This window comes from Mesonia profundi (assembly GCF_031085155.1).
GTDB classification, from domain to species: Bacteria; Bacteroidota; Bacteroidia; order Flavobacteriales; family Flavobacteriaceae; genus Mesonia; species Mesonia profundi.
In genome coordinates this window covers 1-23,379 of the sequence record NZ_JAVHUL010000010.1, presented here as the reverse complement: position 1 = coordinate 23,379, position 23,379 = coordinate 1, and the positions used below count along the sequence as shown (strand labels likewise).

Below are 23,379 nucleotides of genomic sequence, written 5' to 3'. Positions count from 1 at the left end.
ATTTTACCAACTACTGCGTTAAAATAGGATTGGTTTAAGATGTTAGACCGCTACCCGCCCGTACCTTTTCTGGCGGGCCCGCCAGAATGAGTTTTTGCGGAATGGCGCTTATCATGAAATCACAAATCTTTTGTACAAAAGTTTAGAAAAGTCCCGCTTGGGTATCATTTTTTGTCCGTCCCAAATGTTTGTAAGCGGTTTCGGTCACTTCTCTTCCTCTTGGAGTTCTTATAATAAAACCTTGTTGAATCAAAAACGGTTCGTACACTTCTTCTATGGTTTCAGAGCTTTCACTCACCGCTGTAGAAAGCGTGGTAAGGCCTACAGGACCTCCCTTAAACTTGTCGATAATGGTGGTTAAGATTCTATTGTCCATATCATCCAAACCGTGGGCATCAACGTTTAAGGCATTGAGTCCGTATTTAGAGATCTCCATATCTATCTTACCATTTCCTTTAATTTGCGCAAAATCTCTAATTCTTCTTAAGAGAGCATTGGCAATTCTAGGCGTTCCTCTACTTCTACCCGCAATTTCTATAGCAGCATCTTCGCTAATAGGAACTTTCAAAATCTCGGCACTTCGTTGAACGATACCTGATAACAATTCCGTAGAATAATATTCCAACCTACTGGAAATTCCAAAACGAGCGCGCATTGGCGCTGTGAGCAACCCAGATCTCGTCGTGGCACCCACCAAAGTAAATGGGTTTAAATTGATTTGCACAGAGCGGGCATTAGGCCCAGACTCGATCATGATGTCTATTCTAAAGTCTTCCATCGCAGAATACAAGTATTCTTCCACAATGGGGCTTAATCTATGGATTTCATCGATAAACAACACATCTCTTTCTTCTAGATTGGTAAGAAGTCCTGCTAAATCTCCGGGTTTATCCAATACGGGTCCCGAAGTCATCTTAAGACCTACTTCCAACTCATTAGCAAGGATATGAGCCAAGGTAGTTTTTCCCAATCCTGGAGGCCCATGAAAAAGCGTGTGATCCAGTGCTTCTCCTCTTAAGTTGGCAGCTTGCACAAAAATTTGAAGGTTCTCTAAGACTTTTTGTTGTCCTGCAAAATCATCAAATGAAAGCGGACGTAAAGCTCTTTCTATATCAAACTCCTCTGGGGTGAAGTTTTCTCCGGTAGCATCTAGATTTTCATTCATAAAACAAATATAAAGAAAAAGCCTTCTCTATTACTAGAAAAGGCTTTGTATCATTAAGTGAGCAATCGATTAGTGATTTAACTCTTCTTCGTTTTTCTGTAGAGGTACGTCTTGTGGGATAAAATCTTGTCCCGGGATCACGTAATCTGTTCCGTCTTCATTCATTTTACTGTAGTCATAAGACCAACGGTATACCGAAGGAATTTCTCCTGGCCAGTTTCCATGAACAGGCTCCACTGGAGTTGTCCACTCTAAGGTATTCGAATTCCATGGGTTTTGTGTCGCTTTCTTACCATAGAACATAGAATGGATGAAGTTATATACAAATACCAATTGAACTGTTGCTGCCATAATTGCAAACACAGTAATTAAAACATTCGTATCTGCTAAGTCATCAAAGTATGGGAAAGCGGTGTTGGTATAGTAACGTCTAGGAAGCCCTGCCAATCCAATAAAGTGCATGGGGAAGAATACTCCGTACGCCCCTACAATCGTTACCCAGAAGTGAATATAACCTAAGTTCTTATTCATCATCCTTCCATACATTTTAGGGAACCAGTGGTAAACCCCAGCAAAGAATCCGTAAAGCGCAGAGATACCCATTACTAAGTGGAAGTGAGCAATTACGAAATACGTATCGTGAACGTTAATATCTAAGGTACTATCTCCTAAGATAATCCCTGTTAAACCTCCTGTGATAAAGGTAGAAACAAACCCAATAGACCACAGCATTCCTGTATTCATCTGCAAGTTTCCTTTCCATAAGGTGGTAATCCAGTTAAAAGCTTTTACTGCGGAAGGAATTGCAATTAATAAGGTTGTAAAGGTAAATACAGATCCTAGGAATGGGTTCATCCCTGATACGAACATATGGTGTCCCCATACAATCGTTGATAGGAAAGCAATCGCCAAGATGGAAGCTACCATCGCTCTATAACCAAAGATTGGTTTTCTAGAGTTACTAGCCATCACTTCTGATACTAATCCCATCGCTGGAAGAATTACAATATATACTTCTGGGTGTCCTAGGAACCAGAATAAGTGTTCAAATAATACGGGCGAACCTCCTTGGTGTGCTAAAACTTCTCCTTTAATATAAATGTCACTAAGGAAGAATGAAGTCCCAAAACTTCTATCCATAATTAACATTAAGGCTGCCGATAATAATACAGGGAAAGATACTACCCCAATAATGGCGGTTACAAACAACGCCCAAATGGTTAACGGAAGTCTTGTCATAGACATTCCCTTTGTTCTTAGATTAATAACCGTTACGATATAGTTTAAGGAACCTAATAAAGATTGTGCAATAAAGAAAGCCATAGAAATCAACCAAAGGGTCATTCCCATTCCAGATCCTGGAATAGCTTCAGGCAAGGCACTTAAAGGTGGATAAATCGTCCATCCTGCAGAAGCAGGTCCCGACTCTACAAACAAGGAAGAAATCATGATCATACAAGAGATAAAGAATATCCAATAAGAAACCATGTTTAAGAAACCCGAAGCCATATCTCTAGCTCCAATTTGCAAAGGAATCAAGAAGTTACTAAAGGTACCACTTAATCCTGCCGTGAGTACAAAGAAAACCATTATTGTACCGTGAATCGTAACCAAAGATAAGTAGGCTTCAGCGGTCATTACACCATCTGGAGCATATTTATCACCTAAAAGCCATTCAAATATTACGAAAGACTCTTCTGGCCATGCAATTTGCATTCTAAACAAAACCGACATTAAGATTCCTAAACTTCCCATTAGCAGTCCTGTAATTAGGTACTGCTTGGCGATCATTTTATGATCTTGACTAAATATATATTTAGTAATAAAGGTTTCTTTATGATGATGTCCATGATCATCGTGTTCGTGATGATCTTGAGCTAAAGTTGCGTTTGCTGTTGCTGACATATCTATAATATATAACTTTAAATAATTATTTTTTTGTTTATTGTTCCTCCTGTTTAGCCAAAGTTTCACCGAAACTCTCTTGCTCTGCTATCCACTCCTTATAATCTTCTTCATTTTCTACTACAATTTTCATTTGCATGTTGTAGTGAGAAATTCCACAAATCTTATTACATAATAAGTAGTATTCAAACTCATAAGGATCTAAAGCCATATCACCGTTTGCCACCAGTTCTTTACTGTTTTCTTTACGGATTTGATTAATGGTCTTTACTTTATCTACCATATAATCTGTCTGTCTCATTTCTTCGGAAGTAATAGTTGGTGTAAATCCAAATTGCGTAATCATACCTGGAACAACGTTCATTTGAGCTCTAAAGAATGGGAAATATGCCGAGTGCAATACATCCTGAGATCTCATTTTAAATAAAACCTTTTTATCTACAGGTAAATGCAATTCACTAACAATTTTATCATCCTTAGCGTAGCTATCGCTTTCATCAACACCCACTGTATTTATACCTTCAATAAAACGAACGTTTGCTTTACCTAAGGTATTATCTTCTCCTGCATACCTAGCTTTCCAACCAAATTGATACGCATATAATTCTATGACGATGGTATCTTCATCTTCTTCTACATTCATAATGTCAGACCAAGTAAACAATCCATAGATAATTAATCCTGCTAACACAATAACTGGAATGATGGTCCATATAAACTCTAACTTATCATTATCTGCATAGAAATACGCTCTTTTACCTTTTTCCCCTCTATAGATAAAAGAAAAGTAGTGTAATAAAAACTGCGTAATTACCTGAACAAACATAATGATCGCTAACGAAAGGAACATGAGGTTGTCAAACTGAACTCCGTGTGCAGAAGCTGCCTCTGGCAAATAGAATCTTGAGTATTCCCAGAAATTATAAAACATAAATATGTTAAATACGATAAGGAAACCCAACATCAAATACCCTTGATTTTTGTTGTCTTTATCCGTCGCAATGCTAGGATCTTCTGAACTATGAGATTTAGATAGGTTTAGGATCTTTGACATTTGCCAAAGAGTGATTCCTAAAAGTGCTATAACTATGATGATTAAAAATACAGTCATTTTATATAATCTTCTTTAAACTAATTATCTTAATAATGAAATTGTTCACTTTCCTTAATAAAAGGATTCCTTTTAGCTAATAATGGTGCTTTTGTTAATGCATTAAACACCACCAGTATAAATAATCCTCCAAAGAAAAGTACGGCACTAATTTCAGACACTCCAATGAACCAAGATTTACCAACGGTGGCTGGCATCACCATAGTATAGATATCTAAATAGTGACCAACAAGGATAATGATTCCTGTCATTACGACAAACCAATTGATTCTCTTGTAGTCGCTATTCATAAGCATCAACACAGGGAAAATAAAGTTAAGAGCAACCATCCCAAAGTAAGGTAAACCAAAATCTTCTATTCGAGTAACGTAATAAGTAACTTCCTCTGGAATATTTGAATACCAAATCAACATAAATTGAGAAAACCATAAGTAGGTCCAGAAAATACTCATTCCAAACATAAACTTAGCAAGGTCATGAATATGGCTGTCATTTACTGTTGGCAGATAACCTCTAGACTTTAAGTACATCGTTACCAATGCGATTACCGTAATCGCAGCTACGAAAAGGCTTGCAAACAAATACCATCCAAATAAGGTACTAAACCAGTGCGGATCAAAACTCATAATCCAGTCCCAAGACATCATAGACTCAGAAACCATAAAGAATACTAAGAAACCTGCAGATAGTTTAAAGTTCATTCTATAATAACGGTTGTGATCTACTTCATCGTGTCTTAATGAATTCCTTCTTAAAAGGAATCTAAAGATATTCCAACCTGCGATATAAATTGCCGCTCTTATTAAAAAGAAAGGAACATTTAAGTAAGCTTCTTTCCCTTGAATGATCTCATCGTTAGCAACCACTTCTGGATCCATCCATATAAAAAGATGATTGAATTGTAAACCAGAAAGTACAAATAAGACAAACATAATAATACTTCCAGGAAGTAGGTAAGCTGTTATACCTTCCATAACCCTATACAAGACAGGCGACCATCCAGCCATAGATGCATATTGTACCGCGTAAAATGCTAGCGCACCTAGAGCAATCATAAAAAAGAAGAATGCCGCTACATAAGTCGCAGCCCAAGGTTTATTTTGTAATTGATGCAGCATATGCTCTGCATGTGCATCTTCATCACTGTGAGCATTCTCTGCTCCCGTTGCAGCAAGTTCTTGTGACTTATCTACACCAACCCCATCTACATGATGAGTCGTTTCTTCAGCTGCAGCATGCCCTTCCTCGTGAACTTCTTGAGAGGCAATAATTTCTTTTACATCTTCTATGGAAGATGGAGCAGACAAGAAACCATAAATAAGTCCTATTGCCCCAACAATCATTAAGATTATTGCTGTTATTTTTAATTTACCAGATAGCGTGTACATATTAAAATATATAATGCGGTTGATTCTTAATTTTGTTCTTGGTTTAAGCTATTGCTCTCTTCCGTTTCTGTATTTTCAACTTCTGTAGCATCCTCACTCTTCATCAATTGAGGCTCCATTCTCATCTTCTCTGCTGCTTCTTCTGTTAAAAATTCTCTTTCAGGGTTTCCTTCAAGCTTATCTTTCAAATCCATCACATAATGATTAATCTGCCAACGTTCTTTCTCATTGGTTTGCGAGGCATAAGACCCCATAGTATTAATTCCGTAGAACATTATATGGTATACAGATCCTTCCGTAACGGCTCTCCCTTGATCATCATAGGAAGGAATTCCCAATATCTTCTCTCTTTCCACTAAGGTTCCCTTTCCGTCTCCTTTATCTCCGTGACAAATTGCACAGTAAATGGTATAAAGTCCTCTTCCCTTATTTACATTATCTTCTGTATAAGGAAGTGGGTTTTTTAATTCGGCCTTAGCCGCATCATATCCATCAAGATTATTTTCGTATTCGTAAGGCATCCATCCTCTAGGAATAGAACCTTCTGCAGGCAATTTAGCCGCCTGCCCGTTTACGAATATATCGTACTCTCCATAAGTATCATAACCTATAGATTCATACATATCTGGAAAGTATTGATAATTTCTATCACTTTCATTAAAACAGGATACTGCCAATAAAGACACTAAAGTAACCCCGGCTATTCTAAATAAACTTTTCATGGGTTTATTTGTTTATTAAATTCACTTCTAAAGCGCCAGTGTCGCTTAGAAATTTAGACATTTTCTCTACATTATGATTAGACACACTAACTTCCATTAAAAAATGGTCATCTGTGGTTCTCAAATCTGGATTTTCTGCTTGCTTAAAAGGCCATAATTTACTTCTCAAGTAAAAAGTAATAACCATAAGGTGAGCAGCAAAAAATACGGTAAGTTCAAACATAATTGGTACAAAGGCTGGTAAGTTTTCCAAGAAACTAAAACTTGGTTTACCTCCAATATCTTGTGGCCAATCTTGGATCATAATAAAATTCATCATAGAGATGGCAACTCCTAGCCCCACCAAACCATATAAAAATGATGTGATTGCCAATCGCGTAGGCTCTAATCCCATTGCCTTATCAAGACCGTGTACCGGAAAAGGAGTATAAATTTCCTCGATATGGTAGTTAGCCTCTCTCGTTTGCTTTACGGCTTGCATAAGCAAGTCATCGTCCGTATAAATAGCGTGTATAACTTTTGAAGACATTCTTTACTTATTATGAGTTTATATTATTATCTGAGTCTGAATTAGCGTCATTTGCTGCGTCATTATCATTACTAATATTAGACGCTGGCTTTTTAACAGGCTCATCATATAGTTTTACATGATCTCCATGTTCTGCTCTTAACTTTTTATATTTTTCTCCTGAAGATTTCAAGATGGTTTTAATCTCTGCTTGTGCAATTACTGGGAATGTTCTAGCATACAATAAGAATAATACAAAGAAGAATCCTATCGTACCAATGAAAATTCCAATATCTACAAATGTCGGAGAGAACATCGTCCAGGAAGAAGGTAGGTAATCCCTGTGCAATGAAGTCACAATGATTACAAAACGCTCAAACCACATTCCTGTATTTACGACAATCGAAATAAAGAAAGAGAACATAATACTTCTTCTTAATTTAGGGAACCACATAAACTGAGGAGAGATCACGTTAAATGACATCATACACCAGTATGCCCACCAGTATGGTCCAGTAGCCCTGTTTAAAAACGCATACTGCTCAAACTCTACTCCAGAATACCATGCAATTACCAACTCGGTAATATAGGCGACCCCCACAATAGATCCCGTAAGCATAATTACAATGTTCATCAATTCAATATGCTGTACCGTAATGTAGTCTTCTAAATTAGAAACCTTACGCATAATAATTAACAAGGTGTTTACCATCGCAAATCCAGAGAAAATCGCCCCTGCAACAAAGTAAGGAGGGAAAATCGTGGTATGCCAACCTGGAATTACAGAGGTTGCGAAGTCAAAAGATACAATTGTGTGTACAGAAAGTACTAAAGGAGTAGCTAAACCAGCTAATACTAAAGATACTTCTTCAAAACGCTGCCAGTCTTTTGCTCTACCAGACCATCCAAAGGAAAGAATAGAATAAATTCTTTTTTGAAAAGGTTTTACCGCTCGGTCACGAATCATAGCAAAGTCAGGAAGTAAACCCGTCCACCAGAATACCAATGATACCGATAGATATGTTGAAATCGCAAATACATCCCAAAGTAACGGGGAGTTAAAGTTTACCCACAACGAACCAAACTGATTAGGAATAGGCAATACCCAATACGCCAACCAAGGACGTCCCATGTGTATAATTGGAAATAATCCCGCCTGAACAACCGCAAAAATAGTCATCGCTTCTGCAGATCGGTTAATAGACATTCTCCATTTTTGACGGAATAATAATAGTACGGCTGAAATAAGTGTACCGGCGTGACCAATACCTACCCACCATACAAAGTTGGTAATATCCCAAGCCCAACCTACGGTCTTGTTCAATCCCCAAGTACCAATACCTGTTGATACAGTATAAGTAATACATCCTAATCCCCAAATAAAAGCGATAAGGGCTATGGTAAATGCAATCCACCAAGACTTATTGGCTTTCCCTTCTACAGGAGCCGCAACGTCTACAGTAACATCATGATAGGACTTATCTCCTGTAACTAAAGGCTTTCTAATGGGTGCTTCGTAATGAGACATAATGCGTTATAATTGATTCTTTAAATAAACTATTAAACTTTTGAAGTGTTTCTTACTTTAGTATGATAAAAAACATTGGGTTTAGTACCTACATATTCTAACAAATGATACATTCTATCCTCTTGCTTTTTCTCATACACCACACTTTCTTTATCGTTGATATCGCCAAACTGCATTGCACCAGCACTACAAGCGTTAGAACAAGCCGTTTGGAATTCTCCATCTTCAATTTCTCTTCCATCACGCTTAGCATCAAGAATCGTTTTCTGTGTCATTTGAATACACATAGAACATTTCTCCATCACCCCACGAGATCGCACGGTCACATCTGGATTCAACACCATTCTACCTAAATCATTATTCATATGATAGTCAAACTCATCATTCTTGTTGTACAAGAACCAGTTAAAACGACGTACCTTATAAGGACAATTGTTGGCACAATATCTGGTACCCACACAACGGTTATAAGCCATTTGGTTTTGACCCTGACGTCCATGAGATGTTGCCGCTACAGGACAAACTGTCTCACACGGAGCGTGATTACAATGCTGACACATTACCGGCTGGAATACTACCTGAACATTCTGCGTTGCCGCGTGCTCTAATTCTCCAAATCCACCTAAAGAACCATTGTCACCAAATAATCCAGAAAGATTATCTTTCTTCTGGTTATCTTGTTCAAAAGTCTCTTCAGAAGAGTAGTAGCGGTCAATACGCAACCAGTGCATATCTCTACTACGTCTAATTTCTGACTTTCCAACTACAGGAACGTTGTTTTCACTATGACAAGCAATCACACAAGCCCCACACCCCGTACAAGCATTTAAATCTATAGAAAGGTTAAAGTGATGCCCAATACTTCTGTCAAAAGAATCCCAAAGATCAACTTCTGGTGATCTAACCGAAGTTTCTTCATGGTTTAAAGACACTAATGGCACATCATTCCACTCTTCCTTATCTTTTGTATTAAAGATCTCTAAAGTAGTTTCTCTAACAATTTCCCCTCTACCCATTAAGGTATTATGGAGCTGTACACATGCAAATTCATGCTCTCCCGCAGCCTTTTCTATCGTTACGTTCTGCACATTGTTAAAATTCTTATATAAAGGATAGGCATTTAAACCTACCTGCATTTCTTCTTGGATCGCTTCTTTTCTACCATAACCTAAAGCTAAACCAACAGATCCTCTTGCTTGTCCAGGCTGAATAATTACAGGCACTGCATTTAATTCTGTCCCTTCTACTTTTAAGTTGACGTAACTACCATTCAAGCCTCCATTCGCGACATGCCTACTCTCCAAACCTAATGCATCTGCATCCGCCTTAGAAATAGTCAAATAGTTATCCCAAGAAGCCCTCGTAATAGGATCTGGCATTTCTTGCAGCCAAGGATTGTTCGCCTGCTCCCCGTCACCTAATGCAACTTTGGTATAAAGCGTCAACTCAAATCCATTTCCTTTTTCAGACTGACTTAATTTTGTCGCTGAAGCGGAAGGAGATACAGCTGACCCTGCAGATTCCGTAGAACCCGAAGAAGTTGTTCCCGCAGAAACTGTAGATGTCGACTCAAATACTCCGTCGTGCAGTGCATTAGACCAAGAAGTTGACCCCAACATTCCATTCCAAGTTTCTTTAATATATTCGTAATATGATTTATCGTTATCTGTCCATTTTAATAAACAATCTTGAAATTGACGCGTATCAAACAATGGCTTGATGGTAGGCTGCATTAAACTAAAGTTATTTTTAGTCATCTGCACATCTCCCCAGCTTTCTAGGTAGTGAGGTGTAGCTCCAACAAACTCTGTTAATATAGCAGTTTCATCCATTTTAGAGGAAAAAGTAACCGTAAGATCCACATTTTTAAGTGCTTCCACAAACTCATCTGCATTAGGGAAACTATACGCAGGATTCACTCCTACCATCATAATTCCTCCAACAGAACCGCTACTCATTTGGTCCACCAAACGAAGTGCCTCATTAGCATTTCCTTGACGAATCATTCTAGGATTAGACGTACCCATTACGGCACTGTTTAATTTTTCGTTGATTGCCAATACTAAATTCTGAGCATCTACATCTTGGATTCCAGAAACCACTACAGCTCCAGACCCCGCTTTTCTTAATTCTTCTTTTGTCTTAATGACTACATCATCAAGTTTCGCAGGCAAACCACTTGTAGTGGTACCGGAAACATATCCGTAAAGAGCCGCTAAAATCATTTTTTGTTCTGATGGAGTCACAGGAATACGCTTATCTGCGTTTGCTCCTGTCATAGACATATTAGATTCAAATTGAATATGACGAGACATTTTTCCATTCTTTGGAATTCTTCCTTGCGCATATTCAGCATCATATCCTCCACCTTGCCAATCTCCTAAGAAATCTGCTCCTACAGAAACAATCGTAGTCGCTTTAGAGAAATCATAATTAGGAAGCGCTCTAAAACCATACTTGGCCTCAAAAGCATCTAAGGCCGCCGTTTCAGAAATTGTATCATACACAACCTGACGCACATTAGGATATTTTTCCTTAAATTCTTCAATTAATTTTGCTGTGGAAGGACTTGCAAAAGTTTGCGTTAATAACACCAATTCTTTTCCTCCTAAAGCAGCAAGCCTAGCGCCTACTTCTTTATCAAATCTTTCCCAAGAAACACCTTCCCCTTCAATCGTAGGTCGGCTCACTCTATTACCGTCATATAATGACAATACGGAAGCATGAACCCTGGCGTTTGCCCCTGAATTCACCTTACCGAGTTTATTATTTTCTATTTTAATAGGCCTCCCTTCACGAGTCTTCACAAGCACGCTAGAGAAATCAAACCCATCAGCAATGGTCGTAGCATAGTAATTTGCCACCCCAGGAACGATGCGCTCTGGCTGAACCACGTAAGGAATTGTTTTCGTCACAGGACCTTCACAAGCCGCAAGTGACGCTGCTGCAGTACTAAAGCCTACAAATTTAAGGAAATCTCTTCTAGATGTTGAAGAACCTTCTAAAGCCTCTTTATTTCCCAAAAATTCATCTGTAGGAATCTCTTCCGCAAATTCTTTTTGTTGAAGCGCCTCAACAATAGAGCTATCCTCATTTAGCTCTTCAACACTTTTCCAGTATTTCTTGTTTGATGACATATGATATAATAGATATTAACTTCTTATTCTTAAAAAAATTAGTAGTGACATTTACCGCATTCCAACGCCCCCATCTGAGCCGCCGTTAATGTTTCAACACCATATTTCTTAGACAATTCCTCATGAATCTTATCATAATACTTATTGCCTTCTACTTTTACTTTTGTTTCTCGGTGACAATTAATACACCAACCCATCGTTAATGGAGCTTCTTGACGCATAATCTCCATCTCCTCTACAGGTCCGTGACATTCCTGACAAGCAATACCCGCCACAGAAACGTGCTGTGAGTGATTGAAGTAAGCAAAATCTGGCAAATTATGGATTCGCACCCATTTCACAGGCTTCTCTTCTCCAGTATACGATTGTGTTTCCGTATCCCATCCTACAGCATCATATAATTTAGAAATCTCGCCGTCGTAAAAATCTTTCGTATAATCTTCTGTTGCCGTTTCCGGAGCTACTTCAGATACAGATTTATGACAGTTCATACATACATTTAATGATGGCACCCCAGAGGTTTTACTCACTCTCGCTGAAGAGTGACAGTACTTACATTCAATTTGATTATCTCCTGCGTGAATTCTATGCGAGTAATGAATAGGCTGCACCGGCGCATAACCCTGATCTACACCTACCTGCATAAAGAAACCGTACACAAAATACGCCCCCACTAATAACAAGAAAACAGAAGACACCAATACTAAAAATTGATTTTCAACAAAAGCTTTCCAAATTGGCTTTCTTTTCTCAGAAGCCACAATAGGCACTCCGTTTACTTCAGCAAATCTATTTAAAGTCTTATTTACTAACACCAAGATTACCGTAAGCAACAACAACACAAAAGCAAGAATCCCCAACACGACATTAGTAGATACTCCGCTTCCATAACCACCTCCAGCATCTACCTGAGCATCACCACCAGCCACCTGAACAGGTTCTGGTTTTGGCTGCTCTACATACGCTAAAATGTTATCAATATCCTCGTGAGACAATTGAGGGAACGCGTTCATAGGAGTTTGATTGTACTCTTCGTAAATTTTTACAGCCGCATCATCGCCAGAAGCAATCATTGCCGCACTGTTTTTTATCCACTCATAAAGCCACTGTCTATCATGCCTATCACTTACACCGTGCAAAGCAGGACCCGTAGCCTTCTTATACGGCTTATGACAAGCGGCACATAAAGAATTAAATAATTCTTTTCCCGCAGCCACATCTCCTTCGGCACCTGAAGCACCAGAATCAGATTCCTCTACCGCAGCATCTGCAGTGCCAGAATCTTCTTGCGAGTAAGAAGTTTGCGAGAATGAAAATAACACTACCATCGAAAGTAGTAACGTTCTAAAAATTGAATGGCGTATATTCACCTTTTCCATATTACAGCTGAATTAACATCTTAGTTTGGTATGGTTTTTATAGTGAAGCAGTTAGCTATATTAACACATCTTAACACTCCAAAATCCAAGGACAAAAGTAATACTTATAGATGATTTTACGGATGCTAAGGAAGTGTTAATGGCTAATTTATACTATTTCTAAATAATAAATCTAGTACAACTATAGTTATTTAATTATACTTTTGTAAAAAAAAATTTGCCTTATGATCAAAAACAAGTCAGTAATATATTTACTTTTAACAAGTTGCAGTTTTTCCGGATTGAATTTAAGTGCTCAGGAAAACAAATCTAAAGTCACTGCCCCCCCTTTAGTACAAGAACTTTTAGTTTTAAAATCTAAAATGACAGAGAGCAATGAACTAAACGAACGCTACAAAATTCAGTTATTTTCTGGCTCTACATTAGATGAAGCTAACAAAACGAGAAGAAAGTTTAAAGAGAAGCATCCTAATCAACCCGCAAGCATAGAATACCAGACCCCCAACTACAAAGTATGGGTAGGTGACTTTAGAGACCGCCTAGAAGCAGAAAGGCTTTTTATCACCATTAAAGAAGACTTTAAAAGTTCTTTTGTTTTTAAGCCTAGATAAATGATCATGTTTATTTATAAATAAACATCACCTCCATTAATTCCATAAAAAAAGCAGCCCCAATGGAGCTGCTTTTTTTACGAAGTATTTCTACTTGTCTTATTTCAGTTTTTTCTTCACTGCCACCTCTTCGAAAGCTTCTACGATATCGCCTTCTTTGATGTCGTTGTAGTTCTTCACCTGAAGTCCACAATCGTATCCTTTAGCAACTTCTTTCGCATCATCTTTAAATCGTTTCAGAGAAGACAATACTCCAGTGTAAATCACTACTCCGTCACGTATTAAACGTATGTTGCTATTTCTATAGATCTTACCATCGGTAACCATACATCCAGCAATCGTTCCTATCTTAGAAATCTTAAAGGTTTCTCTTATTTCTGCGTTCCCCGTAATCTCTTCCTTCATTTCTGGAGAAAGCATTCCTTCCATCGCATCTTTAAGATCGTTGATCGCATCATAGATAATAGAGTAAGTTCTGATGTCGATTTCTTCTTTATCTGCAACCTGACGAGCATTACCTGCAGGTCTCACATTAAATCCAATAATAATCGCTTCAGAGGCCGAAGCTAACAACACATCACTTTCTGTAATGGCACCTACTGCCTTATGTATAATATTTACCTGAATCTCTTCCGTAGAGAGTTTCTGGAAACTGTCTGTTAAGGCCTCTACAGAACCATCAACATCTCCTTTTAAGATAATGTTTAATTCTTTAAAGTCACCTAACGCAATTCTACGTCCAATTTCATCTAGCGTAATATGACGTTGCGTTCTCACACTCTGCTCTCTTTGTAGCTGCGTACGTTTTGAAGCAATGTCTTTAGCCTCACGCTCATCTAGCATCACAGAGAATTTATCTCCAGCCTGTGGCGCTCCATCTAAACCTAATATAGAAACCGGAGTTGCAGGACCTGCTTCTTTAATATCATTACCACGCTCATCGTGCATCGCTTTGATTTTACCACTTGTTGTTCCTGCCAAGACGTAATCTCCAATTTTTAAGGTTCCGTTCTGAACTAAAATTGTAGACACATACCCTCTACCTTTATCTAAGTAAGCTTCCACAACCGTACCAGAAGCTTTTCTGTCTGGGTTTGCTTTAAGCTCTAAGATCTCGGCTTCTAATAATACTTTTTCTAATAATTCTTTAACTCCAGCTCCTGTCTTCGCAGAAATATCTTGAGACTGTACCTTACCTCCCCAATCTTCCACTAAAAGATTTAATGCAGCTAACTTTTCTTTAATCCTTTCTGTGTTTGCTGTCGGAAGATCTGTTTTATTGATTGCAAATATAATAGGAACTCCTGCTGCCTGAGCGTGAGAAATTGCCTCTTTTGTTTGCGGCATCACATCATCATCTGCTGCAATCACAATAATAGCAATATCAGTAACTTGAGCTCCACGTGCACGCATTGCCGTAAAAGCCTCGTGTCCTGGAGTATCTAAAAATGCTATTTTATTACCGCTTTCTAACTCTACACCGTAAGCTCCAATATGCTGTGTAATTCCTCCACTTTCACCCGCAATTACATTCTCTTTACGGATGTAATCCAGTAAGGAAGTTTTACCGTGATCTACGTGCCCCATTACGGTTACGATAGGCGCTCTTTCTATTAAGTCTTCTGGATTATCTACAACTTCTTCAATTGAATCTTCAATATCTGCAGTTACAAAATCTACATCGTACCCAAATTCTTCAGCAACAATAGAAAGTGTCTCAGCATCTAAACGCTGATTCATCGTTACCATCATTCCTAACGACATACAAGCCGAAATCACTTTCGTCACCCCCACATCCATCATCGTAGCCACTTCACTTACCGTAACAAATTCTGTTACCTTAAGTACTTTACTTTCTTGCTCTTGCTGTGCTTGTTCGTCTTCCGTTTTTTGACGGTGCGAATCTCGCTTATCTCTTCTATACTTAGCTCCTTTACCTTTAGAGGATTTCCCCTGAAGCTTTTCTAGCGTTTCTCTAATTTGTTTTTGTACTTCTTCTTCTGTAGGCTCTTCTTTGGTTACTTGTGGTCTACGAGCTTTATTAGCTCCTGCCCCTTTTTTGAAACCTCCGCCACCAGTTCTTCTATTACCACCAGAAGCATTTCCTCCAGTATCTTTACTGATTCTTCTTCTCTTCTTCTTTTTGGCAGCAGCACTGTCTTTAGGATCCTCTTTTTTCTTTGCAGGCTTTTTCTTAAACTGACTTAAATCAATTTTTTCTCCTGTAAAGTTAGGTCCGTTAAGCTTCTTATATTGAGTTTCTAAACGTTCTTCTTCTGGCGCTTTCACCTCTTCCTTTTTCTCAGGAGTTGCTTCTTTCTTTAATCCAGCAGCTTTATCTTTAGACGGCTCTTCTTTTTTCTTCTCGTTCTTCTTAACTTCTTTAAGCTTTTCTTCCTTCTTCGACTTAGGCTTATGCTTAGACTTGTCTTTTTCCAAATCTATTTTCCCTACTTGCTTAGGTCCGCTTAAACTTGCTTTAGCTTTCACTATACGAGCCTCTTCTTCTTCTTTCTCCTTCTCCTTCTGTCTACGCTCCTCTAGTTTGCGCAACTTCTCCTCCTGCTCTTTCTCTCTCGCCAATCGAAGTTCCTCCTTCTCTTTCTTTCGCTCTTCACTCACTTCTTTTGAAGCCACCTTCTTACTTTTATCGGTTTGAAACTTCTCAAAAAGCACCCGATAAACTTCGTCGGAGATTTTTGTAGTAGGACGAGCTTCAATATCATAACCTTTAGAATCTAAAAATTCCACAGCACGGTCTAGTGAGATATTGAATTCACGTAGTACTTTGTTTAATCGCATTGTTCTTGCTTCAGCCATAAATTGCCTCTAAATTAACCTCTTTATTCTTATTATATGATTAAAAATTTTATAAAAACTCCTAATCTTCAAATTCTTCTTTTAAGACCCTCATCACATTTTGGATAGTTTCCTCCTCCAGGTCTGTAATTTTCACTAAATCTTCTACGTCTTTTTCTAAAACGCTTTTCGCAGTTTCTAATCCTACTCTAGATAACTCTAAAATTACCCAGTCTTCAATTTCATCAGAAAATTCAGACAACTCAACATCTTCTTCTCCTCCTTCTCTATACACATCTATCTCATACCCCGTAAGCTGTCCTGCTAAACGAATGTTATGACCACCTCTACCAATAGCTTTAGAAACTTCTTCTGGCCTTAGCATCACTTGAGCTGTCTTCTTTTCCTCATCAATCTTTATAGAAGTAACTTTCGCTGGACTCAAAGATCTTGTGATCAATAACTGCGTATTAGTCGTATAATTAATTACATCTATATTTTCATTCCCTAACTCACGTACAATTCCGTGAATACGAGAACCCTTCATCCCTACACAAGCTCCAACAGGATCAATTCTATCATCATAAGAATCTACCGCTACCTTCGCCTTCTCTCCAGGAACTCTTACCACTTTCTTCACAGTAATCAATCCGTCGAAAACTTCTGGAATTTCTTGCTCAAATAATTTCTCCAAGAAAACAGGTGCAGTTCTCGATAAGATAATCGTAGGCTTATTGCCCTTTAACTCCACACTTTCAATAATTCCTCTTACATTTTCTCCTTTACGGAAAAAGTCAGAAGGAATCTGTCTATCCTTAGGCATTACTAGCTCATTTCCTTCATCATCTAACAAAATTACGGTTCTATGACGAATATGATGAACTTCTGCGGTATAAATTTCTCCTTCTAAATCTTTAAACTGCCTATAAATGTTAGTATTATCGTGTTCGTGTATTTTAGAAATTAGGTTTTGTCTTAATGCTAAAATAGCTCTTCGCCCTAAATCTATCAACTTTACTTCTTCAGAAACATCTTCGCCCACTTCAAAATCAGGTTCGATTTTTCTGGCTGCCGAAAGAGAAATTTCCTGGTTGTCGTCTTCCACCTCACCATCAGCGACCACCACTCTATTTCTCCATATTTCTAAATCTCCTTTATCTGGGTTTATAATGATATCAAAGTTGTCGTCTTCTCCAAATTTCTTCTTCAGAGCATTCCTAAACACATCTTCTAAGATCGCCATTAAGGTCACACGATCAATTAATTTATCATCTTTAAACTCTGAAAAAGAGTTAATTAAATCGATATTTTCCATATCTAATTTCTGTTAAAATGTTATCATCACTTTTGCTTCTACAATATCGGAGTATGATATTACAGCTTCTTTTTTAACTGTTACCTTTCCTTTTCCTACCGGCTTAGGCTCCCTAGCCTTCCAATGGAGTGTAATCTCTTCTTCGTTGGCATCTTCTAAATTAGCTTCTATGGCCTCATCTTTTGTTTTCACCGCTAATTTCCTGCCTATATTTTTCTTAAATTGTCTTGGAATTAATAAGGGAGCAGATACTCCTGCCGAGGTCACTTCTAAAGAAAAATCTTCCTCTTCCCTATCTAAATTATGCTCAATCGCCCGACTAACATCAATGCAATCATTCACAGATACACCTTGATCTCCATCAATAACTACTAGAATCTGATTATCTGCCTTCATTTCAAAATCTATCAAAAACAAGTCCTCTTTTTCATCTAAAGCCCTCTCTAATAAATCTTTAACTAGTTCTTTCTGCATTAAAATTGTTATAAAAAGAGGGGACTTTACGTCCCCTCTATCAATTATTTTCTTCTTTCCGGTGCAAATATAGTAATATTTTCTAACATAATTAATTAGAAGCCCAATGAAATTATTTGTAACTTTATTTTATATATAAATTAACACAACCAAACCACCCAAAAAATGAAAAAAATTCTTGTCCCTACAGACTTTTCTGAACAAGCAGAAAACGCTCTAAAAGTAGCCGTTCAATTTGCCAAAAAATACGATAGTGAAATTTATCTTCTTCACATGCTTGAGCTGCCCATGCAAAATACTGATCCTGCAATGTCTACTGGAAATCAAATTCCAGAATCTCTATACTTCATGAAATTGGCTCATAAACGCTTTGAAGATGTTTTATCTAAGGATTATCTTGATGGAATTAAAGTCTATGAAACCGTACAATTTCAACAAGCCTTTGACGGCATTATGGAATTCACCACGCAGAACGATGTAGATTTAGTTGTTATGGGTTCTCACGGAGCTACCGGGATGAAAGAAATTTTCATAGGCTCTAATACCGAAAAGGTAGTAAGAAACTCAGACATCCCCGTTTTGGTAGTCAAAAATGAATTGATAATTTCTGAAGTGCAAAACATGGTTTACGCTACAGATTTAATGAAGAAAAATAAAGAGTCTTTCACCGAAGCTGTGAAATTCTGCCAGATGTTAGAGGCCAAAATGCACGTAGTATATATCAACACGTCTAGCAAGTTTAAAACCGACGATTACCTAGCAGACAAATCTGATAAATTCTTAAAAGATATAGATACTACCAACCTAAACTTTGAAGTTTATGGAGCAGAATCTATAGAAAAAGGAATCTTAAAGTATGCGGCTAAGAAAAATGCAAATTTAATAGGTATAAGCACTCACGGAAGAAAAGGTCTTGCCCATTTCCTTAACGGAAGCATTAGTGAAGACTTAGTCAACCACGCAAAAACACCAGTAGTTACCTTTAGAATTAAATAAATATCTTTTTTAAACCAGACTGCAGACAAGACCAAAAATAATTCCAAAAAGATTTGGTCTTGTCTCTTTTTACACTTCCTACATTCTTAGAAACCCCTCCATTTTTTGATGAATTTTTCACCACAATATTCGCTATAAAACTAAGAATCTTATCTTTTCGCTGGCGGTCTTTCTTAAGCACATGAAACTTGAGTTTTTCATAAATCAATTTCAAATCTCCCGAAGCTACATTTCTATCTCCGCCAAAATTATAATAGATCTCATCTATTTCTCCCTCTGCCTCTACATTAAAAGCGGGAGTAAAGAATGAATTTACGGAAGCATCTGAAACCCTATACGCCGAACCTCTAACCCTAAACCGGTCTAAAGTATCATTTACTTTAAAGTTCCAGTTAAAATTTAATGTAGACTTCCCCATAAATCGCGTTTTGATTTCCACTTTAGTGAGCGGAAAATCTTCTCTACTTAACTCCAAATTTGTTACATCACTTATCTTAACATTAAGATCATCAAAAAATATCATCGCAGGCGGACCCGGTTTCCGGATCTGCTCCTCATAAGTGATGCGACTAGAGCGTATACGCATAGAATCCACCTTAATTCCAACCTCTAGATTCCGAAGCATCTCACTGTACATTTCTTTTTTGGTTACATCGTCTTTCACCGTCTTATCCCTAAAGACTTCAAAATCCATTTTTTCAATTCCTATCAAAGGAGAATAAAAACGCTTCTCTCCTTCCAATTCAAGTTGATATCCATCTATCACCAGTGTCTCTATTTTCAAGTCCATCCAATCCTTTTCGTAAGGAATATGCTTAATGTAATTTTCCTTAGAATATTTAGGACTCATATGCAGCCCAGTTAGAGAAACTTTATCTTTAGAGAACTGTAGTTCTTTCACACTTAAGTCTTGCAATTCATTCATGTCAAAAAATAGCCCCCCAACTTTAAGATCATAGTCTCCATATTCAAAAGGAATTTCTTGAGTTCTTTTTTCTTTGGTAGAAGCAATTTCCTTTAATTCAAAATCAAAAGAGTTCAGTTTCAACTTTTCTATACTGTCTTTTTTATAAACAAAAGAAGCTTTTCCTATGTTTAGGTTCTCTACAATAATCTCTTTATCAAATTCTTTCTTGTTTTTTTTTGATGAAGACACGGTAGTATCTGTTGTTTTATGAAGATATATTTTAGGTTGGCTTATCGAAATGCTATACATTTTAATTTGATTCTTAAAAAGAAACGCATAATAAGAAATATCTTTCACGGCCAAGTCGGCAACCTCTACATGAGATTCTTTCTCCTTACTTTTCCAAGTTATATTAGTGAGATCTACGCTTCCGCGGAAGAGACTCATGTCTAAACCCTCATACGTAACCACCCCATTCATCACGGGTTCCTTTAAAGAAGATTCTATTTTATATTTTACAAAAAAGTAGGTGAAAAAATATCCTCCAATCAATAGAACCACAACAACAGTAAGTACTTTTAAAAATGTTTTCAAGCTAAAGTATTTTGGTAGTTAAAAATAGGTATTTAGATTTAAGACTACATATTACTTTTAAAAGATTTAACAACGCACACGTCCGAATTTTAAAGTTATAGTTAAAATTTCATTAATTGTATTTGTTTTAAAATATAGATAAGTCCTTTAGAACTATATTTGTTATATAACCCAATCCATCACCCCAAAATGATCATCAAGCTCTTCTTAGCGGCCTTCTTTCTTATTGTAGAAATTGCGTTAGGTATTTACAGCTTTTTACATACTGATAGTCTGATGATCAAATTCATCTTCTTTCTATTAACTACGCTCATCGTATGTATTTTGATTATTCAAGCGACCAATATAGTTCTTCCTTCAGAGGAGAATCTCGAAAAATAAAATTCTTCATTAGCACTTAATTTGTTTATCATTACAGCATGAAATTAGTTTGCATTGCTGACACCCACACGAGAGAAGAGCGTTTACAAATCCCATCTGGTGACGTGCTTATTCATGCAGGCGATTTTTCTGAAGCGGGTACCTTTCGAGAAACCAAAGCTTTCTTAACTTGGTTTGCTCACCAACCACACCCCTATAAAATAGTGGTTCCAGGAAATCACGATTTCTTTCTTCAAAATGAGAATTTCGAAAAGCTTGCATCGTACTTAAAAGACATTCATCTTTTAATCAACAATTCTGTTATAATTGAAGGGCAACATTTTTGGGGCTCCCCAAATACTTCTTTAGGTAAACCTTGGGCTTTTGGATTAGAGCCAAATGAAATTGAACAGCATTGGAAGCAAATTCCGCGTCAAGCAAATGTGATTATCACCCACAATCCGCCTTATGACATTTTGGATCACACTAAAGATCATCGGGTAGGTTGCCCTTATTTAAAAAAGGAAGTACAAGACATTCAGCCGAAGTTTCACATTTTTGGTCATGCGCACGACAACTACGGAAAAATAAAATTAGGAGAAACCACCTATATCAACGCTACTTCTTTCGACGATAAATACACAACACCCAATGCGCCTATGGTGGTTAATTTGTAAGAAATTCGTAGAAAAACCAAGAACCTCGGTGCAAATCTACTAGACATGAATGGGAGTATGCTTACTAAAATTGCAAACCAATCCCTGCTAAACGACAAGGACGAGCCGCGGAGAAACTGCCTAAAAAGTTCAAGCAGTTTAAAACTTTTGGAGAGATTAAAGCTTTAACTTAAAGCAAATTTGGTACGCTTCCTAGAAGTTTTGGGACTGATTGGCCAAAACTAGACAATAAGTGTCCTTCAGCGCTGCCTCTACCACTGAATAACAGCACCCAGGCTTTCCATATCTATAAAAAGAAGTACCATAATTAACTTTATCAATCCTCAAAAAGAGACCCCCAGATTGTTTCAAGGTCTTGAAATAATCGGGGGTCTTCGAAAAGTTTAAAAGCTCAAGGTGTTTGATGAAAAATTCCGGTTGTTTCCAAGTATCTTTAAAAAAGATTTTTCTTCTTAGGTTTTAGAAATATTTTTTTTAGCAGATTTGTATTTTCTTGTTTACACTTTAAAAATACCTAAAAACCAAGCCAATGGCTAGATTTATACGCTATATTGTTCCTTTCTTATAGCCCTAATCCCCAGTACTTTCAGCTTGCAAAACTTGAGTTATTTATTTATAAACTTAAAGGTTTGAGTGTCTTTTTCAAATATTAAGCGAGTAAGATAAACATCAGGCGCTAAGTTTTCAATTTGAATGTTTTCGTCTGTAGAATTTAGTTTTTTAGAAAGCACCTCTTGTCCATTTAAGTTGTAAATCTTCACTTTCTCCATGGCAGAAGTACTATTAAGATATAATTGATTTGCACTTACATAATAGGAAAACGTATTTGGAGAAAACTCTGAAACACTTAAAGATGGGTCAGATGTTGTCACATTATCCACATAACCAACTGCTTTTCCTGTGGTAAGGAAACCATATCCTGTAACTTCAGATAGATTTAGATCTCCAGTATAAACCAACTCTTCATCCACATAATACAGGGTTTCTTCATTTTCAAAATCTAATAGCATAGATAAGTGAATAAAAGTCTCTTGGGGCACTTCTAAATCTGCCCCAACTGAAAAATCAGATAGTTCTATAATAAGCACCCTTCCATCGAGTAATGCTATAGAAGCACCAGCTAGCGCATCGGGTCCAGCAGCTCCATACACATTAAAATCAATTTCTCCAGCTTCGGCTGAGGAAATATACACATCGGCTGATAATTCGTAGCTATCAGGAGAATCAGGTACATCTTGACTAATATCTCTAGTTGCTCCAGCCGTAGCACCACTGGGTATAATATTATTTAAACCAAGTCTGAGAGACCAGTCACCATCGGAAACATTTTCGCCGGTTACTGCAAAGGATTCGGTTAGGAAGCTAAATACTTCCCAATCGTTTTGGCCATTTATTTCGCCTAACTCATAACCTTCTTCTGCTTCAAAAGAAGTGTTTTGCGCATAGATGGTATCCGCAAAAACGAATACTGTTATAATAAGTAAAAAAAATTTCATAACTAAGTTATTTTTTTGTGACAAAAGTAATCATTACTAATAAAAAAACTGATGAGATTCTATTTATTGTATTGCTAATCTTGTGTTATAGCCTTTAATGAATTTACTAAATTAGCCGCCCATACAGATTTTTTTATCTTAAAGCCTTAAATATTACGGTACATATATCCTATTATGATGCGTTTAAAACTTAATCTTATATATTTATAAACTCAATAATAATAATAATAATAACCCGTTGTGCATTTTAAATAATACTGATTTTTATGTTATTGATGTTTCTATTAAATATAAATCTATTGATATA

18 protein-coding genes are annotated in these 23,379 nt (G+C 37.2%); 4 read left to right on the top strand and 14 right to left on the bottom strand.

Features of this window, described 5'->3' with window-relative positions:
* Nucleotides 1-142: 142 nt before the first annotated feature.
* From ruvB to RBU60_RS05295, 9 genes are all read right to left on the bottom strand, one after another.
* Complete coding sequence (ruvB, locus tag RBU60_RS05335; RefSeq protein ID WP_308863669.1) at nucleotides 143-1,165, bottom strand: Holliday junction branch migration DNA helicase RuvB; 1,023 nt, start codon at nucleotides 1,163-1,165, stop codon at nucleotides 143-145.
* Nucleotides 1,166-1,234: 69 nt separating this feature from the next.
* Nucleotides 1,235-3,070 carry a cytochrome c oxidase subunit I gene (locus tag RBU60_RS05330; RefSeq protein WP_308863667.1) on the bottom strand — a complete coding sequence of 612 codons (1,836 nt, stop codon included), beginning with the start codon at nucleotides 3,068-3,070 and terminating at the stop codon, nucleotides 1,235-1,237.
* Between the two features lie 37 nt (nucleotides 3,071-3,107).
* Entirely contained in the window at nucleotides 3,108-4,181 is a 1,074-nt protein-coding gene (locus RBU60_RS05325; RefSeq protein WP_308863665.1) for a cytochrome c oxidase subunit II, read from the bottom strand.
* Nucleotides 4,182-4,210: 29 nt separating this feature from the next.
* Nucleotides 4,211-5,569: a quinol:cytochrome C oxidoreductase gene (locus tag RBU60_RS05320; protein ID WP_308863664.1), complete on the bottom strand. Its 1,359-nt coding sequence runs from the start codon at nucleotides 5,567-5,569 to the stop codon at nucleotides 4,211-4,213.
* A gap of 26 nt (nucleotides 5,570-5,595) precedes the next feature.
* The gene (locus RBU60_RS05315; protein WP_308863663.1) at nucleotides 5,596-6,291 is read right to left on the bottom strand and encodes a c-type cytochrome; all 696 of its coding nucleotides are present in this window, start codon (nucleotides 6,289-6,291) and stop codon (nucleotides 5,596-5,598) included.
* 4 nt (nucleotides 6,292-6,295) lie between these two features.
* Nucleotides 6,296-6,820, bottom strand: a complete 525-nt coding sequence (locus RBU60_RS05310) for a DUF3341 domain-containing protein (protein ID WP_308863662.1) — start codon at nucleotides 6,818-6,820, stop codon at nucleotides 6,296-6,298.
* A gap of 10 nt (nucleotides 6,821-6,830) precedes the next feature.
* The gene (gene nrfD / locus RBU60_RS05305) at nucleotides 6,831-8,327 is read right to left on the bottom strand and encodes an NrfD/PsrC family molybdoenzyme membrane anchor subunit (RefSeq protein ID WP_308863661.1); all 1,497 of its coding nucleotides are present in this window, start codon (nucleotides 8,325-8,327) and stop codon (nucleotides 6,831-6,833) included.
* Between the two features lie 32 nt (nucleotides 8,328-8,359).
* Entirely contained in the window at nucleotides 8,360-11,464 is a 3,105-nt protein-coding gene (locus RBU60_RS05300; RefSeq protein ID WP_308863660.1) for a TAT-variant-translocated molybdopterin oxidoreductase, read from the bottom strand.
* 38 nt (nucleotides 11,465-11,502) lie between these two features.
* Complete coding sequence (locus RBU60_RS05295) at nucleotides 11,503-12,843, bottom strand: c-type cytochrome (RefSeq protein WP_308863659.1); 1,341 nt, start codon at nucleotides 12,841-12,843, stop codon at nucleotides 11,503-11,505.
* A gap of 362 nt (nucleotides 12,844-13,205) precedes the next feature.
* Here RBU60_RS05295 and RBU60_RS05290 point away from each other — a divergent pair, with 362 nt between their 5' ends.
* On the top strand, nucleotides 13,206-13,454 hold the full coding sequence (locus tag RBU60_RS05290; RefSeq protein ID WP_308863658.1) for an SPOR domain-containing protein: 249 nt from the start codon (nucleotides 13,206-13,208) through the stop codon (nucleotides 13,452-13,454).
* A gap of 99 nt (nucleotides 13,455-13,553) precedes the next feature.
* Here the strand turns inward: RBU60_RS05290 and infB are convergent, their stop codons facing one another.
* The 3 genes from infB to rimP form a co-directional block, all read right to left on the bottom strand.
* Nucleotides 13,554-16,274, bottom strand: coding sequence for a translation initiation factor IF-2 (gene infB, locus RBU60_RS05285; protein WP_308863657.1), 2,721 nt, complete (start codon nucleotides 16,272-16,274; stop codon nucleotides 13,554-13,556).
* Nucleotides 16,275-16,335: 61 nt separating this feature from the next.
* A complete protein-coding gene (gene nusA / locus RBU60_RS05280; protein WP_308863656.1) occupies nucleotides 16,336-17,568 on the bottom strand; it encodes a transcription termination factor NusA in 1,233 nt (410 codons plus the stop codon).
* Between the two features lie 12 nt (nucleotides 17,569-17,580).
* Nucleotides 17,581-18,042, bottom strand: a complete 462-nt coding sequence (gene rimP / locus RBU60_RS05275; protein ID WP_308863655.1) for a ribosome assembly cofactor RimP — start codon at nucleotides 18,040-18,042, stop codon at nucleotides 17,581-17,583.
* Between the two features lie 165 nt (nucleotides 18,043-18,207).
* Between rimP and RBU60_RS05270 the strand changes: the two genes are divergently transcribed.
* Complete coding sequence (locus tag RBU60_RS05270; protein ID WP_308863654.1) at nucleotides 18,208-19,038, top strand: universal stress protein; 831 nt, start codon at nucleotides 18,208-18,210, stop codon at nucleotides 19,036-19,038.
* On the opposite strand, the gene RBU60_RS05265 is transcribed toward RBU60_RS05270, so the two are convergent.
* Complete coding sequence (locus RBU60_RS05265) at nucleotides 19,031-20,539, bottom strand: hypothetical protein (RefSeq protein ID WP_308863653.1); 1,509 nt, start codon at nucleotides 20,537-20,539, stop codon at nucleotides 19,031-19,033. The two genes, RBU60_RS05270 and RBU60_RS05265, sit on opposite strands and share 8 nt — an antisense overlap.
* A gap of 189 nt (nucleotides 20,540-20,728) precedes the next feature.
* Here RBU60_RS05265 and RBU60_RS05260 point away from each other — a divergent pair, with 189 nt between their 5' ends.
* Together RBU60_RS05260 and RBU60_RS05255 are read left to right on the top strand one after the other, a co-directional pair.
* Nucleotides 20,729-20,920 carry a hypothetical protein gene (locus RBU60_RS05260; RefSeq protein ID WP_308863652.1) on the top strand — a complete coding sequence of 64 codons (192 nt, stop codon included), beginning with the start codon at nucleotides 20,729-20,731 and terminating at the stop codon, nucleotides 20,918-20,920.
* A gap of 38 nt (nucleotides 20,921-20,958) precedes the next feature.
* The gene (locus RBU60_RS05255; RefSeq protein ID WP_308863651.1) at nucleotides 20,959-21,576 is read left to right on the top strand and encodes a metallophosphatase domain-containing protein; all 618 of its coding nucleotides are present in this window, start codon (nucleotides 20,959-20,961) and stop codon (nucleotides 21,574-21,576) included.
* A gap of 605 nt (nucleotides 21,577-22,181) precedes the next feature.
* Here the strand turns inward: RBU60_RS05255 and RBU60_RS05250 are convergent.
* Nucleotides 22,182-23,072 (bottom strand): T9SS type A sorting domain-containing protein, encoded by an 891-nt coding sequence (locus tag RBU60_RS05250; protein WP_308863650.1) that lies wholly within the window; start codon nucleotides 23,070-23,072, stop codon nucleotides 22,182-22,184.
* Nucleotides 23,073-23,379: the final 307 nt, after the last annotated feature.

Coding starts and splice junctions, on each gene's coding strand:
- RBU60_RS05290 (WP_308863658.1), top strand. CDS start 13,206: ATGACAGAGAGCAATGAACTAAACGAACGCTACAAAATTCAGTTATTT.
- RBU60_RS05250 (WP_308863650.1), bottom strand. CDS start 23,072: ATGAAATTTTTTTTACTTATTATAACAGTATTCGTTTTTGCGGATACC.
- ruvB (WP_308863669.1), bottom strand. CDS start 1,165: ATGAATGAAAATCTAGATGCTACCGGAGAAAACTTCACCCCAGAGGAG.
- RBU60_RS05300 (WP_308863660.1), bottom strand. CDS start 11,464: ATGTCATCAAACAAGAAATACTGGAAAAGTGTTGAAGAGCTAAATGAG.
- RBU60_RS05270 (WP_308863654.1), top strand. CDS start 18,208: ATGAAAAAAATTCTTGTCCCTACAGACTTTTCTGAACAAGCAGAAAAC.
- RBU60_RS05330 (WP_308863667.1), bottom strand. CDS start 3,070: ATGTCAGCAACAGCAAACGCAACTTTAGCTCAAGATCATCACGAACAC.
- nusA (WP_308863656.1), bottom strand. CDS start 17,568: ATGGAAAATATCGATTTAATTAACTCTTTTTCAGAGTTTAAAGATGAT.
- RBU60_RS05315 (WP_308863663.1), bottom strand. CDS start 6,291: ATGAAAAGTTTATTTAGAATAGCCGGGGTTACTTTAGTGTCTTTATTG.
- infB (WP_308863657.1), bottom strand. CDS start 16,274: ATGGCTGAAGCAAGAACAATGCGATTAAACAAAGTACTACGTGAATTC.
- RBU60_RS05320 (WP_308863664.1), bottom strand. CDS start 5,569: ATGTACACGCTATCTGGTAAATTAAAAATAACAGCAATAATCTTAATG.
- RBU60_RS05310 (WP_308863662.1), bottom strand. CDS start 6,820: ATGTCTTCAAAAGTTATACACGCTATTTATACGGACGATGACTTGCTT.
- nrfD (WP_308863661.1), bottom strand. CDS start 8,327: ATGTCTCATTACGAAGCACCCATTAGAAAGCCTTTAGTTACAGGAGAT.
- RBU60_RS05255 (WP_308863651.1), top strand. CDS start 20,959: ATGAAATTAGTTTGCATTGCTGACACCCACACGAGAGAAGAGCGTTTA.
- RBU60_RS05325 (WP_308863665.1), bottom strand. CDS start 4,181: ATGACTGTATTTTTAATCATCATAGTTATAGCACTTTTAGGAATCACT.
- rimP (WP_308863655.1), bottom strand. CDS start 18,042: ATGCAGAAAGAACTAGTTAAAGATTTATTAGAGAGGGCTTTAGATGAA.
- RBU60_RS05295 (WP_308863659.1), bottom strand. CDS start 12,843: ATGGAAAAGGTGAATATACGCCATTCAATTTTTAGAACGTTACTACTT.
- RBU60_RS05260 (WP_308863652.1), top strand. CDS start 20,729: ATGATCATCAAGCTCTTCTTAGCGGCCTTCTTTCTTATTGTAGAAATT.